Here is a 13,479-nt window from a genome sequence, read left to right as displayed (position 1 = left end):
CATGGCAAAAAAGGGTCAGCGACAGGCTCCATGGCGGAGCCTTGGCCATGCAGCCAGTCGCCTTATCGCAGGGCCAGCAGGCCCCGCACCAGCGGTTCGAGATCCAGGTCGTTGACCTGCTTGACCTGCTCGATCAGGGCCGTCGGCCAGCCGTGCATCCCCTGGCAGGCCCCGAGCATCGCGCCGAGGATCGCGGCAATGGTGTCGGTGTCGCCACCCAGGCTCGCCGCCATGCACAGCGCTTCGAACGCTTGCAGCTCGCCGATGGCGACCTGGTGCGCCAGGGCGAACGACACCACCACCGACTCCTGGGAGGCGACGGAGGTGCCGATCAGGTCGTACAGCAGGTCGGCCAGCAGCGCCTTGTCGCTTTCAACGCTCAGGGTACGCGCCCAACTGATGCGCGTGGCGATACGCCCGCCGGCCACCCAGTGGCCATGGCGCTCGGCTTCCTGGGCGATCTGCACGCCGATCTGCAAGGCATCGCCCAGCGGCACGCCGTTGATGCCCGCGGACACCACCGCCGCCACCGCCGCCGCGCTGGAGATGCCCAGGGTGGTGTTATGGGTGACCTGGCAGGCCTCCACCACGCTGCGGATAAACGCCGGGGCATCGTCGACATTCGCCATGATGCCCACCGGGGTGATGCGCATCGCTGCGCCGTTGGTGGTGCCATAACGCCCGGCTTCCTCGGCGGTATGCCCGGCGAGGATCATCTCGATGGCACGCTTGGTCGAAGGCCCGAGAAGATCCTGGGAGCCCTTGGCCTGCATCGCCGCCTCCCATTCGATCAGGCGGTGCGCCAGCGCCGCCGGCTCGATCCGGCCCTTGCCGGCAAGCAACAGGTCGCCGACCAGGATCGCCTGTTCGGTGTCGTCGGTGATCGAGCCCCGGGGCATGTTGGCGGCGATCGGCTGGTCGGGGCCGGCATCTTCCAGGCCGCTGATGGCACCGAAGCGCTGCTGGATCTGCTGCCGGCTCAGGGATTGGGTCGGCATGCCCAGGGCATCGCCCAGGGCTAGCCCGTAGAACGCGCCCAGCGCGCGATCCAGCGGGATCATTTCTGCGCTCCGAACTGCAGGTGCAGGCGGAAGTGCAGCGGATCGAGGAAACTTTCCACCTGCTCCATGAAGCGTCCGCGACGGTCATAGGTGGTCCGCAGGGCCTTGAGGAACACGCTGCCGACCGGGCGCCCCAGCAACTGTGCCTGTTCTTCGTCCAGTGGCTCGGCGCCGATCCATTGGTCGCCGCGCTCGCCGATATAGCCGTAGGCGGCCAGGGTAATGGTCAGGGAATCATCGATCAGCCCCACCCGCGGCAGGCTTTCCAGGCCTCCGGTGGCGGGCATCAGGGAACGTTCAAGGGAAACCACGGTGCCGTCGGTGGATCGCCGGCGTCGGTCCAGGGCAATGAACTGGTCGGTGCCGAAACGGCTGAGCAGGTCGGGGCGCTGCACCGCTTCCAGGCGCAGCACCTCGGTATTGATCAGCGCGCCGGTATCGGCCAGGGCCTGGGCCCAGCCGCTCTGCTGATCCAGCACCACGCCGTCGTAGGTGACGATGGAGCCGACCCCGCTCTGGGTGGCGATGTAGTTGCGGCGTTTGAGTTCGGCCAGGGCCTCGCGCAAGGTGCCACGACTCACCGAGAATTCCTGGGCCAGCTGATGCTCGCCCGGCAGCAGGAAACCGTCCTCCATGAGGCCGCTTTCGATGCGCCGGATCAACTCATCGACCACGCGTTTTTTCTTGTCGAATCGAACATGTTTAATCATGTACAAATTGATACCTGAAACAGGATCTTCGTCGCAAGATATTTATTCGATGAAAGAAGCGGAATCGGGCCTCAGGGCGCCAGGCCGATAGGGAAAAACACCCCGCCGCTCCAGACGCCCAGCCAGTCCTGACCGTCGATCGGGCGGCTGACCGCCAGTTCCACCAATTGGTAGAACACGTTGCGGTGCACCAGCGCTTCCAGGTTGCCGCGCACCTTCAGGTACGGCGCCGGCTCCTGGGTCTGCGGGTCGGTCACCACTTGCAGCGGGTGTTCGGCGCCTGCCTCGACCTGTTCGTCGACGTTGGTGGTAAAGCGCAGGAGTTGCGCCTCGCCCTCGCCTTCGACTTCCAGAAGAACGGCGACAAAGGGAGCGTCATCGACCTGGATGCCGACCTTCTCCACCGGGGTAATCAGGAAATAGTCGTCGCCGTCGCGGCGAATGATGCTGGAGAACAGCTTGACCATCGGTTTGCGGCCGATGGGGGTGCCCAGGTAATACCAAGTGCCGTCGCGGGCGATACGCATGTCGATATCGCCACAGAAATCGGGATTCCACAGATGGACCGGTGGCAAGCCCTTCTCGGTCTTGGGGATCTGCGCCAACAGATCGTTGGCTTTGCCCGGACCACTCATGCTGCTCTCCTCGTGCCTGGTTCAGTCGCTCAAGCCTAACAGGCTGCGGGCGTATTGTTCGAGCGGCGGCCCGATCAGGTCTTCCGGCTTGTTGTCGTGGAACGTCAGTAAACCGCCGCGGCTGCGGATGCGCGCGGTATCGATCAGGTATTGGGTGCTGGTCTCGATCAGCATGATCTGAATTACCCCGTTATCGATCCCCAGGCGGTCCACGGCTTCCTGGTCGAACCACTCGTCCGAGTTGCCGATACGGTCGTCGGCCTTGGCGAACCGGGTGTACAGCAGGTAATGCGCCCCCGCCTCGCGCGCTTCGGCCATGGCCTGGTCCAGGCCCTCCGGCGCCCGGGCGCGGCGGACCATCGGGAAATACTCGATAAAGCCCTTGAAGGCTTCCTCGGCCACTACGTTAGGCCGCGGGTAGGCACTGCCCGGCGGCGCGAAGGCGCCCTGGGCGATGAAAATGAACGAGTCCGGTTGCACGCGGAACGAGTTGGAGCGCTGGGTATTACTGTGGTCGAGAAACCCCGCGTCGCTCATGTGATAGCGAACGCCCTCGCCCATATCGCTGACATTCATGCAGCCGCCGAGCCCCAAAAAAGCCAGCAGCAAAACCAGGCTACGCATCCTTCCCTCCAGAAGCCGGTGACGGAAAACCGGCGAATGGCCACGAGATGCAGCTTCCGCGCCAGCTCAGGCTTTGGAGGCGGCTGCGGACCCGTCGATTGCGTTTGGCTTGAAAGAGACCGCTCGGCTGGATGGGCAAGCGCCGCGTCCTCGCTCTGCGCTTGCGGCAGCGGCTACCCGGAACGAGACAGGGGAAATGGAGGCTTAGCCGCCGATGATCTTCATCACGGTCGCACCGCCGGAGAAGGCGACATCCTGTTTGTCGCCCAGGGCCTTGACCAAGAGACGCTGCAAGGCCGGCAAGGCCTGATGACGCGGCTTGTCCAGAAGGTCGCCAACGTAATGCCGATTGCTCGACGACAGGCAGCCGTGCAGCCAGCCGGTGGACGACAGCCGCAGCCGCGAGCAGGTCCGGCAGAACGGTACGCTTTCGTTGGCGATCACGCCGAAATGCCCTTGCCCGGGAATTTCATAGCGCACGGCAGTGGCATCCATGGGCGCATCGGCCTGCTGGTATTCATAACGCTCGCCGATCAGGCTCAACAACTGCTGCAGGCTCACGAACTGCTGCAGGAATGCGTTGGAATCACTGGCCAGGTGGCCCATGCGCATCAGCTCGATGAAGCGCAGCTCGTAGCCCCGCTCCAGGCAATAGTCGAGCAACGGCAGCACCTGATCGAGGTTCTGCCCGCGCAGCGGCACCATATTGACCTTGATCTTCAGGCCCGCGGCCCGTGCCTGCTCCATGCCATCGAGCACGGTCGCCAGATCGCCGCCGCGGGCAATGCTGCGAAAAGCCGAGGCATCCAGGGTGTCGAGAGAAACGTTGATGCGCCGGATACCGGCGTCCAGCAACAGCGGCAGCTTGCGCGCCAGGAGCTGGCCGTTGGTGGTCAGGCTGATGTCTTCCAGGCCCATCCGCCCCACCGCGGCCATGAAGGTTTCCAGCTTCGGACTGACCAGGGGCTCGCCACCGGTAATGCGCAGGCGCTCGATGCCTGCCGCCTCGATCAGATAAGCCACGCCGCGCGCCATGGCCTCGGCCGACAACTCATCCTGGGCAGCCACCAGCCGCTTGCCGTTGGGCACGCAGTAGGTACAGGCATAGTTGCAGGCGGATGTCAGGCTGACACGCAGATTGCGAAAGCGCCTGCCTTGACGGTCAACGATCATGGAGAACCCCGGCGAAGGAAGAGTGAACCGGCAAAACCTGACTCAAAAATCAGGTTTTGGCAAGCCTCATGCCTGAGTATATTCCTGGGACACGGCGCCATATAGGGAAATCATGGCGCCATCAGGCCGCTGAATGAATCAGCTGCCGGAGGTGTCGGGATCGCGCTTGCGCTTGTTACCCATGCGCACGCCGATATCCATCAGGAACTGGAAGAAACCTTCCTGGTCCTCCAGCACATTGCTCCAGAACGGCGAGTGGTACAGCGCGACCGCGCCATGCACCAGCGCCCAGGACGCGCAATAGTGGAAGTAAGGCGGCACGTCCTCGAGCTTGCCTTCGCTGATGCGCCCCTTGATCAACAAGGTCAGGCGCTCGAAGTTGGAAGCACGGATCTTGTGCAGCTCCTCGACCATTTCCGGCACCTGGTTGCCCTTGACCACCTTCTCTTCCAGGCGATCGAACAACCGGTAACGCTGCGGATCGCGCATGCGGAACTCGAAGTAGGCCCGGGACAGGGCTTCCTTATCCTTGTCGACATCGGCAGAGTGCAGCAGCTCGTTCAGGTCGCGCTCGTAGTCGAGCATCAGACGCAGATAGATCTCCGCCTTGGACTTGAAGTGCTTGTAGATGGTCCCTTTGCCGATACCAACGGCATCAGCGATCATCTCGACGGTGACGCTGTCTTCACCTTGATCGAGGAACAGCTTGAGCGCGGTATCGAGAATTTCTTGCTCGCGGCGACGAAACTCACGGACCTTACGAGGTTCTTTCTGCATAAGAAAAGGTCTGTCGGGGTCAAAATCGAAGCCGCGTATTATGCCTAAATTGCGCCAAAATGCACGGATCATCCGACCATGACTATGTTTCTTGATGAATTTGTACAGGCTCCGGGCCTGCGTTATTTGAATCATGCCGCCGTTGCCCCCTGGCCGAACAGGGCCGCCGAAGCCGTGGCGCGCTTCGCCAAAGAGAACGTTTTACTGGGCGCAAGGGACTATCCGGACTGGATGGCCCTCGAACAACGCCTGCGCGAACGCCTGATGCGCCTGCTAAATGCACCGTCAACGGATGACATCGCACTGGTCAAAAATACTTCGGAAGCACTCTCGTTCGTCGCCTTTGGCCTGACCTGGGAAAAAGGTGACCAGATCGTCATCAGCGATGAAGAATTTCCTTCCAATCGTGTCGTCTGGGAAGCCCTGGCCACGCAGGGCGTGGAAGTGATCCAGGTCAGCCTCAAGGGCGACGACCCGGAAGGCGCGCTGCTGGCCGCCTGCGGGCCACATACCCGACTGATGGCGATCAGCGCCGTGCAGTTCGCCAGCGGCCTGCGCCTGGACCTGCGGCGCCTGGGCGCCGGCTGCAAGCAACGCAACGTGCTGTTCTGCATCGACGCCATCCAGCAACTGGGCGCGCAACCGTTCGACGTCCAGGCCTATCAATGCGACTTCGCCATGGCCGACGGCCACAAATGGCTGCTCGGCCCCGAAGGCCTCGGCGCGTTCTACTGCCGCAGCGACCTGCGGGCCCAGCTCAAGCTGCACGAATTCGGCTGGCACATGCTGGAACACATGGGCGATTACAGCCGCAACGAGTGGGAGCCAGCCAAGAGCGCCCGGCGCTTCGAATGCGGCAGCCCCAACATGCTCGGCGCCATGGCCCTGGAGGCCAGCCTGTCGTTACTGGAGGAAGTGGGGATGGAGCAAGTCGCGACGCTGATCGCCGAACGGCTGCAGTGGCTCCAGGACGGCTTGGGCGCCCTCCCCGGCGTACGCCTGCATACCCCGCTCAACCCCTCTCGGCGTGGCGGCATTATTTCGTTCAGTATCGATGGCATCGATAATCAGGAGGTCTACGAGGCGTTGCGCCAACAGCAGGTCGTGTGCATTCCTCGCGGGCCGGGAATTCGCTTTTCCCCACATTTCTATACAGAAAAGCGCGTGATCGACGAAACTATCGCCATTGTGGCCAAGATCGCCCAGCAATGAGAACTCAAGGGAAGCGCTTGTATTCCAAAATTGTTTAAAAAACGAGCAGCCCCAACTGGACTGAATGCAATAGTGATCAATACTTGAACTGTCGGCGTGACATCTCCCCCAAGTGAAGCGCCGATGAAGGTACCAAGGGACGGCGTGCCTTTGTTTTACTCCTAATGGTCTTAACCCGGATTCACCCCCCAGAACCCGGGTTTTTTTTGCCTGCGATTCAGCCTGTGACCCGTGCCAGCGGGAACAGGCGCTTGAAGTTCTCCGTGGTCTGCGCGGCAAGAACCTCGTAGGACTCGCCCCGCAGCATCGCCAGGAACTCGGCGACTTCGCGCACGTACTGCGGCAGGTTGGGCTTGCCGCGATAGGGGATCGGCGCCAGGTACGGCGAATCGGTTTCCACCAGCAGGCGATCGGCCGGCACCTGGCGCGCCACGTCGCGCAAGGCATCGGCATTGCGGAAGGTGACAATCCCCGACAGGGAAATATAGAACCCCAGGTCCAGCGCGGCCCTGGCCATGTCCCAGTCTTCGGTAAAGCAATGCAACACTCCGCCCTGCGGCAACGCCGCCTCGCGCAACAGCGCCAGGGTATCGGCGCGCGCGCCACGGGTATGGACGATCACCGGCTTGCCGGTCTGCTGGGCGGCTTGCAGGTGCAGGCGGAAGGACTCCTGCTGCAGCTCCGCCGCTTCCGGCTCGTAGTGGTAGTCCAGGCCGGTTTCGCCAATGGCCACCACCCGCGGGTGATTCAGCTCCTGCAGCAACCAGTCCAGGGCTGGGGCGCCGCCGGGCTGGACATCCAGCGGGTGAACGCCAACCGAACAGTCGACGTCGTCATAGCGCTCGGCCAGGGCTTTGACGTCGGCTGCGTTGTCGGCACTGACGCCGATGCACAGGAAATGCCCGACCCCGCGCTGACGCGCCGCTTCCAGCGCGGCATCCAGGGAGCCGTCGTGGGCGGCGAGGTCGAGGCGGTCGAGGTGACAATGGGAATCTACGAGCATAAACAGCGGCAACCCTATTCGGTCAATGAACAGGCCGGCCCAGTATGGCCGGCGATTCAGTTTATCCAGGCGCCGCTGTCAGCCGCGGCCAGGCAGCGCGGCCCACTGCACCAGCAAGGCTTCGAGCAACAGCACCCGATTGAGATTGGCCTTGTTCAACACCTTCTGGCGTTGCGCAAGGATCCAGTCCTGGATCTCCAGGACCTTGCCCTGGGAGGATTTCTGCGCCAGGTACTGCACCACTTTGCGCATGTCGGGCAGCCCCAGCCCCTCCTCGTCCTGGGTCAACTGATAGCGCAGGATCAGATTCGACCAGTCGCAGAACCAGTCGAACAGCAGGAGCAAAGGCACGGCATTCCAACCCTCGGCCAGCTGGGTCGGCGATTGCTGCTGCTTGAGCAGTTTCTTCACCCCGTCGACCACCTGCGCCCGCTGTTCGCGCGCGCCCTGGGCCTGCAGGCTGACTGCCGCCAGCGGCGAGCCGGCCGCCAGGGTCAACAGCTCGACCCGTTCCTCTTCCGGGCTGTCCGGCAGGGCCTTGCTCAGCCATTGCAGGCTCATGGCTTCGCTGGGCAACGGGCAAGCCTGCTGTACGCAGCGGCTTTTGATGGTGGGCAACAAGCGGCTCGGCTGGTGGCTGACCAACAGCAGCACCGTGTCGCCGGACGGCTCTTCAAGGCTTTTCAGCAGCGCGTTGGAAGCGTTGATGTTCATCGACTCCACCGGCTCGATCAGCACCACCTTGCGCCCGCCCAACTGCGCGGTCTGCACCACGAAGCTGACCAGTTCGCGCACCTGATCGACCTTGATCGCCTTGTCCGCCTCCTCCGGCTCCAGTACATAGTTGTCCGGATGGCTACCGGCCTGCAGCAACAGGCACGACTTGCACTGCCCGCACGCATCCAGGCCCGCCGGCTGCTGGCACAGCAAACGCGCCATCAGGCGCTCGGCCAGTGCGCGCTTGCCGATGCCCGCCGGCCCATGAAGCAGATAGGCATGCGCATGCTGCGCACGGCCCGCAAGTTGCTGCCAGAGCGCGTCCTGCCAGGGAAAGGCTTCAGCCACGGTGCAGCTCCAGCAATTTCGGCAACAGGGCGTCCAGCGCCTGCTGGACCTGAGACAGCGGCTGCGCGGCATCCACCAGCAGGTAGCGCGCCGGGTCGGCCGCCGCCCGCGCCAGGTAGGCCTGGCGGACCGCCTCGAAAAACACCCGCCCTTCCATTTCGAAACGGTCCAGGCGGCCACGGGCGCTGGCGCGCTCCAGCCCTACTTCGACCGGCAGATCGAACACCAGGGTCAGATCGGGTCGCAGCGAACCTTGAACGAACTGCTCCAGAGCAGCAATACGCTCTACCGACAAGCCACGACCGCCGCCCTGGTAGGCATAGGTGGAATCGGTAAAGCGATCGCACAACACCACCGCCCCCCGCGCCAGCGCCGGGCGGATCACCTCGGCCAGATGCTGGGCCCGCGCGGCGAACACCAGCAACAGCTCGGTATCGGGATTCATGACCTCGTCGCCGGGCGTCAGCAGCACCTCGCGGATCCGCTCGGCCAGCGGCGTGCCGCCTGGCTCACGCGTCAGCAACACCTCGATGCCCGCGGCGCGCAGGCGCTCGGCCAGGTATTCGCGGTTGGTGCTCTTGCCGGCGCCTTCCGGGCCTTCCAGGGTAATAAACAAGCCAGTCACAGGCAGTCCTTAATCAAAGTCATTGCGGGCTTTTCGGCTCGGGTTCAGCGGGCGCCTCGACCGGGGCTGGCGGCTCCTGCGGCGAGGTTTCCGGGCTCGACGCAGGCGCGTCCCGAGCTGGCAGCTGCGGAACGGCCTCGGGCGCCGTATCGGGCGAGGCCGCCGGAATGGCTGGCGATGCCTCGGTAGCCGCCGGACCGCCCGCCGGTGCCGGGCTGGAACGATAATCGGCGCGGCGCTTGAGCTGGAACTCGCGCACAGCGTTGTTATGCGCGTCCAGATCGTCGGAGAACACGTGGCTGCCATCGCCTCGCGCCACGAAATACAGGCTGCTGCCCGGCGCCGGGTTGAGCGCGGCATGGATCGCCTCGCGGCCGACCATGGCGATCGGGGTAGGCGGCAAGCCACTGATCACATAGGTGTTGTAGGGCGTCGCTTCCTTGAGCAGCGCACGGGTCAATTTGCCGTTGTAACGCTCGCCCAGACCGTAGATCACCGTTGGATCGGTCTGCAGCAGCATGCCGACCTGCATGCGGCGCACGAACACCCCGGCAATCTGCCCGCGCTCCTGAGGCACGCCGGTTTCCTTCTCCACCAGCGAAGCCATGATCAGCGCCTGGTAAGGCTCGGTATAAGGCGCATCGGCGGCACGCTTGCTCCACTCCTTGGCCAGCACCTCGTCCAGACGGTTATAGGCTTTGCCCAGCAGCTCGAGATCGCTCATGCCACGCACGAAACGGTAGGTATCGGGAAAGAATCGGCCCTCGGGGAAAACCCCGGCGTGGCCGAGCTTCTCCATGACCTCGCTGTCACTCAACCCCTCCAGGGTCTGCTCGAGCTTGTCGTGCCGGGCCAGGGCCGCGCGCAATTGACGGAAGGTCCAGCCCTCCACCAGCGTCAGGCTGTACTGCACCACTTCGCCACGCTGCCAGACGCCGATCAGGCCCTGCGCGGTCATTCCCGGGGTCATGCGGTATTCGCCACTGTGCAGCGGCTGCCCTTCCAGGTTGAAACGCCAGTACAGGCGCAGCCAGAAGGCATCCTTGAGGACACCCGTGGCCTGCAGGCGGTTGAAGGTGCCGCCCGGGGTCGAGCCGGCCGGCACATCGAGCAATTGCTCTTGAGTCAGGTTGAGAGGCTGCTCCAGCGCCGAGTTCAGCTTCCAGGCCGAGGCGCCCAGCGCCAGACCGGCCAGAACCAGCCCGGTCTCCAGCAGAAGCAATAATTTTCGTCTCACAAATCAGGCATCCAGTAGCGTGCGAACAATGCGTTGCAGTTTACGGGTGAGCGGTCCGGCCGGCCAGCGCAGCGCGCCACAGGCCAACACCGGCCAAATGCCATAAACGCTGTTGCAGACAAAGACTTCGTCGGCCTGCTGCAACTGTTCGGGACTGATGTCGGCTATTTCCGTGGCGATGCCCAATGATGCAGCCTGAAACAATATTTCAGCACGCATCACCCCGGCGACGCCGCAACGGCTCAAGTCGGCAGTGAACAAGGTGTTGTCGCGCACCAGGAACAGATTGCTGAACACCCCCTCGATCACTCGACCGGAAACATCGAGCATCAGGCCTTCGGCATGCTCGCTGTCCTGCCATTCGGCACGAGCCAGCACCTGCTCCAGGCGGTTGAGGTGCTTGAGACCGGCCAACAGCGGCTGTTCGGCCAGCCGAGTGACACAGGGAAACAAACGGATGCCCTGCTCGCCATGTGCCGCCGGGTAAGCCGCGGGCGGGCTGCCCTGGAGGATACGTCGCGGTGGCGCGCCCGGGCTGGCGGCATAGCCGCGCTGGCTGTCGCCGCGCGTGAGGATCAGCTTGAGCACCCCCTCACCCAACAGCCCGGCGTAGGCGGTAATTTCACGGCAAATCAGCACTTGATCGGCCACGATGGCCAGGCGCGTACAGCCCTCGGCCAGGCGCGCCAGGTGCCGCTCCAGCAGCAAGGGCCGACCGGCCCTGACCGCGATGGTCTCGAACAGGCCGTCGCCATAGGCCAGGCCGCGGTCCTTGAGCGACAGAACGTCAGCCGGTTGACCGTCGACCCAGCTCTGCATCAGCCGGCGAACCGGCGGAACACCAACGATCCGTTGGTCCCGCCAAACCCGAAGGAGTTCGACAGCACCACATCGATGTCCATGCTGCGCGCGGTATGCGGCACGAAATCGAGGTCGCAACCTTCATCCGGCTCATCGAGGTTGATGGTCGGCGGCGCTGCCTGGCTGTTGATCGCCAGCACACTGAAGATGGCCTCGATCGCCCCCGCCGCCCCCAGCAGGTGACCGGTCATGGACTTGGTGGAACTGACCGCCAGTTTGTAGGCGTGATCGCCGAACACCGTCTTGATCGCCTCGGCTTCCGCCAGGTCGCCAGCAGGGGTCGAGGTACCGTGGGCGTTGATGTACTGCACCTGATCGACGTTCAGCTTGGCGTCGCGCAGTGCATTGACGATGCAGCGCGCCGCACCGGCGCCGTCGGCGGGTGGCGAAGTCATGTGGTAGGCGTCGCCGCTCATGCCAAAACCTATCAGTTCGGCATAGATGGTCGCGCCACGGGCCTTGGCGTGCTCCAGCTCCTCGAGTACCAGCGCACCGGCACCGTCGGACAGCACGAAGCCATCACGGCCCTTGTCCCAAGGACGGCTGGCGCGGGTCGGCTCGTCGTTGCGGGTCGACAGTGCGCGCGAGGCACCGAAGCCCCCCATGCCCAGGCCGCAGGCAGCCATTTCAGCGCCACCGGCGATCATCACGTCGGCTTCGCCAAAGGCGATATTGCGCGCCGCCATGCCGATGCAGTGGGTACCGGTGGTACAGGCTGTGGAAATAGCGTAGTTCGGCCCCTGGGCACCCAGATGGATGGACAGGAACCCGGAAATCATATTGATGATCGAGCCTGGCACGAAGAACGGAGAAATTCGACGCGGGCCGGAATCATGCAGCGTGCGGCTGGTTTCTTCGATATTGGTCAGACCGCCAATACCCGAACCCATGGCAACGCCGATTCGCTCACGGTTGGCATCGGTCACTTCCAGGCCGGCATTGCGCACCGCCTGAAAACCGGCCGCCAGGCCGTATTGAATGAACAGGTCGAGTTTGCGAGCCTCTTTGACCGACAGGTATTCCTCGACATTGAAGCCCTTTACCGAGCCGCCAAAACGGGTGGAATAGGCAGAAAGGTCGGTGTGTTCGATCAGACCAATGCCACTGCGGCCAGCCAGAATGCCCTGCCAACTGCTCGGAACATCCGTACCCAGTGGCGACAACATACCCATACCGGTGACTACGACGCGTCTACGCGACACAGCACTCTCCTTTTTTCTAATGACGACACTTTGCATCGGGCCTAAAGAAAAAACCGCACGCCGTAACGGCAGTGCGGTTTTTCCATGACAGCAAAAAACGACTAAATACGATTAAGCCTGGTGGCTGGTAACGTAGTCGATAGCTGCTTGAACGGTAGTGATCTTCTCAGCTTCTTCGTCAGGGATTTCGGTCTCGAATTCCTCTTCCAGAGCCATCACCAGCTCAACGGTGTCAAGGGAGTCGGCACCCAGGTCTTCAACGAAGGAAGCGGTGTTAACAACTTCTTCTTCTTTGACGCCCAGTTGCTCGGCAACGATTTTCTTGACGCGCTCTTCGATGGTGCTCATACCTTGTTTTCACTCCTAATGGACAAATTCAGGCAGCTGGCCGGTGGGTAAGTGTATAGAAAGGCTTTTCAGCTTTTCAACTGAAAGCTTCACTCCCCAGACCCTTCAGCCATCTGCCTATAAATTGGTTGCAGCTTTATAACGGATTTTAGACAGCTCGTATGACATTTTTTTGAAGCAATCCGTCACATTTCACTTACATGTACATCCCGCCGTTCACCGGGATTGTAGCCCCAGTCACGTATGCCGCGCCGTCGGATGCAAGAAAAGCGACCACTTGCGCGATCTCTTGAGCCTGCCCCAGACGACCCAGCGGAATTTGTGTTTGCAGGGCTTCACGCTGCGCTTCGGGCAATTCGCGAGTCATGTCGGTATCGATGAAACCCGGCGTCACCGAGTTCACGGTAATCGACCGCGAGCCGACTTCACGTGCCAGGGCACGGCTGAAACCTTCCAGACCGGCCTTGGCGGCGGCGTAGTTTACTTGGCCGGCGTTGCCCATGGCACCCACTACCGAACCGATACTGATGATCCGCCCCCAACGAGCCTTGGTCATGCCGCGCAGAACGCCCTTGGTCAGGCGATACAGACTGTTCAGGTTGGTATCGACCACGTCGTACCACTCGTCGTCTTTCATGCGCATCATCAGGTTGTCACGGGTAATACCGGCGTTATTCACCAGGATCGCCGGCGCGCCGAACTGCTCCTGAATGGTGGCCAGTACGGCAGCAACGGACTCGTCGCTGGTGACATTGAGCTCAAGACCGGTGCCCTGAATGCCGTTTTCCTTCAGGGTGGCAGCGATACGCTCGGCACCCGAAGCGGAAGTCGCGGTTCCCACGACGATCGCACCCAGGCGACCCAGCTCAAGCGCGATGGCCTGGCCAATACCACGACTGGCACCGGTAACCAGTGCAACTTTACCTTGCAGACTCATGCAAGCTTC

15 protein-coding genes are annotated in these 13,479 nt (G+C 62.7%); 1 reads left to right on the top strand and 14 read right to left on the bottom strand.

Annotated elements, in window-relative coordinates; genetic code table 11:
• Positions 1 to 62: 62 nt before the first annotated feature.
• From TO66_RS09045 to TO66_RS09020, 6 genes are all read right to left on the bottom strand, one after another.
• Positions 63 to 1,061, bottom strand: a complete 999-nt coding sequence (locus tag TO66_RS09045) for an ADP-ribosylglycohydrolase family protein (RefSeq protein WP_044462012.1) — start codon at positions 1,059 to 1,061, stop codon at positions 63 to 65.
• Complete coding sequence (locus TO66_RS09040; protein ID WP_044462011.1) at positions 1,058 to 1,771, bottom strand: GntR family transcriptional regulator; 714 nt, start codon at positions 1,769 to 1,771, stop codon at positions 1,058 to 1,060. The genes TO66_RS09045 and TO66_RS09040 overlap by 4 nt, the downstream gene beginning before the upstream one ends.
• A 71-nt stretch (positions 1,772 to 1,842) precedes the next feature.
• Positions 1,843 to 2,406, bottom strand: a complete 564-nt coding sequence (locus TO66_RS09035) for a DUF1285 domain-containing protein (RefSeq protein ID WP_044462010.1) — start codon at positions 2,404 to 2,406, stop codon at positions 1,843 to 1,845.
• 21 nt (positions 2,407 to 2,427) lie between these two features.
• Positions 2,428 to 3,030 carry a DUF4823 domain-containing protein gene (locus tag TO66_RS09030; protein WP_044462009.1) on the bottom strand — a complete coding sequence of 201 codons (603 nt, stop codon included), beginning with the start codon at positions 3,028 to 3,030 and terminating at the stop codon, positions 2,428 to 2,430.
• Positions 3,031 to 3,234: 204 nt separating this feature from the next.
• The gene (locus TO66_RS09025; RefSeq protein WP_044462008.1) at positions 3,235 to 4,203 is read right to left on the bottom strand and encodes a GTP 3',8-cyclase MoaA; all 969 of its coding nucleotides are present in this window, start codon (positions 4,201 to 4,203) and stop codon (positions 3,235 to 3,237) included.
• A 138-nt stretch (positions 4,204 to 4,341) separates the two neighbouring features.
• Positions 4,342 to 4,980, bottom strand: coding sequence for a TetR/AcrR family transcriptional regulator (locus TO66_RS09020; RefSeq protein ID WP_022643179.1), 639 nt, complete (start codon positions 4,978 to 4,980; stop codon positions 4,342 to 4,344).
• A 78-nt stretch (positions 4,981 to 5,058) separates the two neighbouring features.
• On the opposite strand from TO66_RS09020, the gene TO66_RS09015 reads away from it, so the two are divergent.
• The gene (locus tag TO66_RS09015) at positions 5,059 to 6,192 is read left to right on the top strand and encodes an aminotransferase class V-fold PLP-dependent enzyme (RefSeq protein ID WP_044462007.1); all 1,134 of its coding nucleotides are present in this window, start codon (positions 5,059 to 5,061) and stop codon (positions 6,190 to 6,192) included.
• 217 nt (positions 6,193 to 6,409) lie between these two features.
• Here the strand turns inward: TO66_RS09015 and TO66_RS09010 are convergent, their stop codons facing one another.
• The 8 genes from TO66_RS09010 to fabG form a co-directional block, all read right to left on the bottom strand.
• Positions 6,410 to 7,195, bottom strand: a complete 786-nt coding sequence (locus tag TO66_RS09010; protein WP_044465979.1) for a TatD family hydrolase — start codon at positions 7,193 to 7,195, stop codon at positions 6,410 to 6,412.
• Positions 7,196 to 7,273: 78 nt separating this feature from the next.
• Positions 7,274 to 8,260: a DNA polymerase III subunit delta' gene (locus tag TO66_RS09005; RefSeq protein WP_044462006.1), complete on the bottom strand. Its 987-nt coding sequence runs from the start codon at positions 8,258 to 8,260 to the stop codon at positions 7,274 to 7,276.
• Positions 8,253 to 8,885 carry a dTMP kinase gene (gene tmk, locus TO66_RS09000; protein WP_044462005.1) on the bottom strand — a complete coding sequence of 211 codons (633 nt, stop codon included), beginning with the start codon at positions 8,883 to 8,885 and terminating at the stop codon, positions 8,253 to 8,255. Before tmk ends, TO66_RS09005 begins: the two co-directional genes overlap by 8 nt.
• Before the next feature lie 19 nt (positions 8,886 to 8,904).
• Positions 8,905 to 10,122: an endolytic transglycosylase MltG gene (mltG, locus tag TO66_RS08995; protein ID WP_044462004.1), complete on the bottom strand. Its 1,218-nt coding sequence runs from the start codon at positions 10,120 to 10,122 to the stop codon at positions 8,905 to 8,907.
• 3 nt (positions 10,123 to 10,125) lie between these two features.
• Positions 10,126 to 10,941 carry an aminodeoxychorismate lyase gene (gene pabC, locus TO66_RS08990; RefSeq protein ID WP_044462003.1) on the bottom strand — a complete coding sequence of 272 codons (816 nt, stop codon included), beginning with the start codon at positions 10,939 to 10,941 and terminating at the stop codon, positions 10,126 to 10,128.
• Complete coding sequence (gene fabF, locus TO66_RS08985) at positions 10,941 to 12,185, bottom strand: beta-ketoacyl-ACP synthase II (protein ID WP_044462002.1); 1,245 nt, start codon at positions 12,183 to 12,185, stop codon at positions 10,941 to 10,943. The genes pabC and fabF overlap by 1 nt, the downstream gene beginning before the upstream one ends.
• Before the next feature lie 111 nt (positions 12,186 to 12,296).
• Positions 12,297 to 12,533, bottom strand: coding sequence for an acyl carrier protein (gene acpP, locus TO66_RS08980; RefSeq protein ID WP_003175607.1), 237 nt, complete (start codon positions 12,531 to 12,533; stop codon positions 12,297 to 12,299).
• A 196-nt stretch (positions 12,534 to 12,729) separates the two neighbouring features.
• The gene (gene fabG, locus TO66_RS08975; RefSeq protein WP_044462001.1) at positions 12,730 to 13,470 is read right to left on the bottom strand and encodes a 3-oxoacyl-ACP reductase FabG; all 741 of its coding nucleotides are present in this window, start codon (positions 13,468 to 13,470) and stop codon (positions 12,730 to 12,732) included.
• Positions 13,471 to 13,479 lie beyond the last annotated feature (9 nt).

It is taken from the genome of Pseudomonas sp. MRSN 12121 (genome assembly GCF_000931465.1).
Lineage (GTDB): Bacteria > Pseudomonadota > Gammaproteobacteria > Pseudomonadales > Pseudomonadaceae > Aquipseudomonas.
Note: the sequence above shows the minus strand (reverse complement) of the source record. Positions and strands in the feature narration are given on the sequence as shown.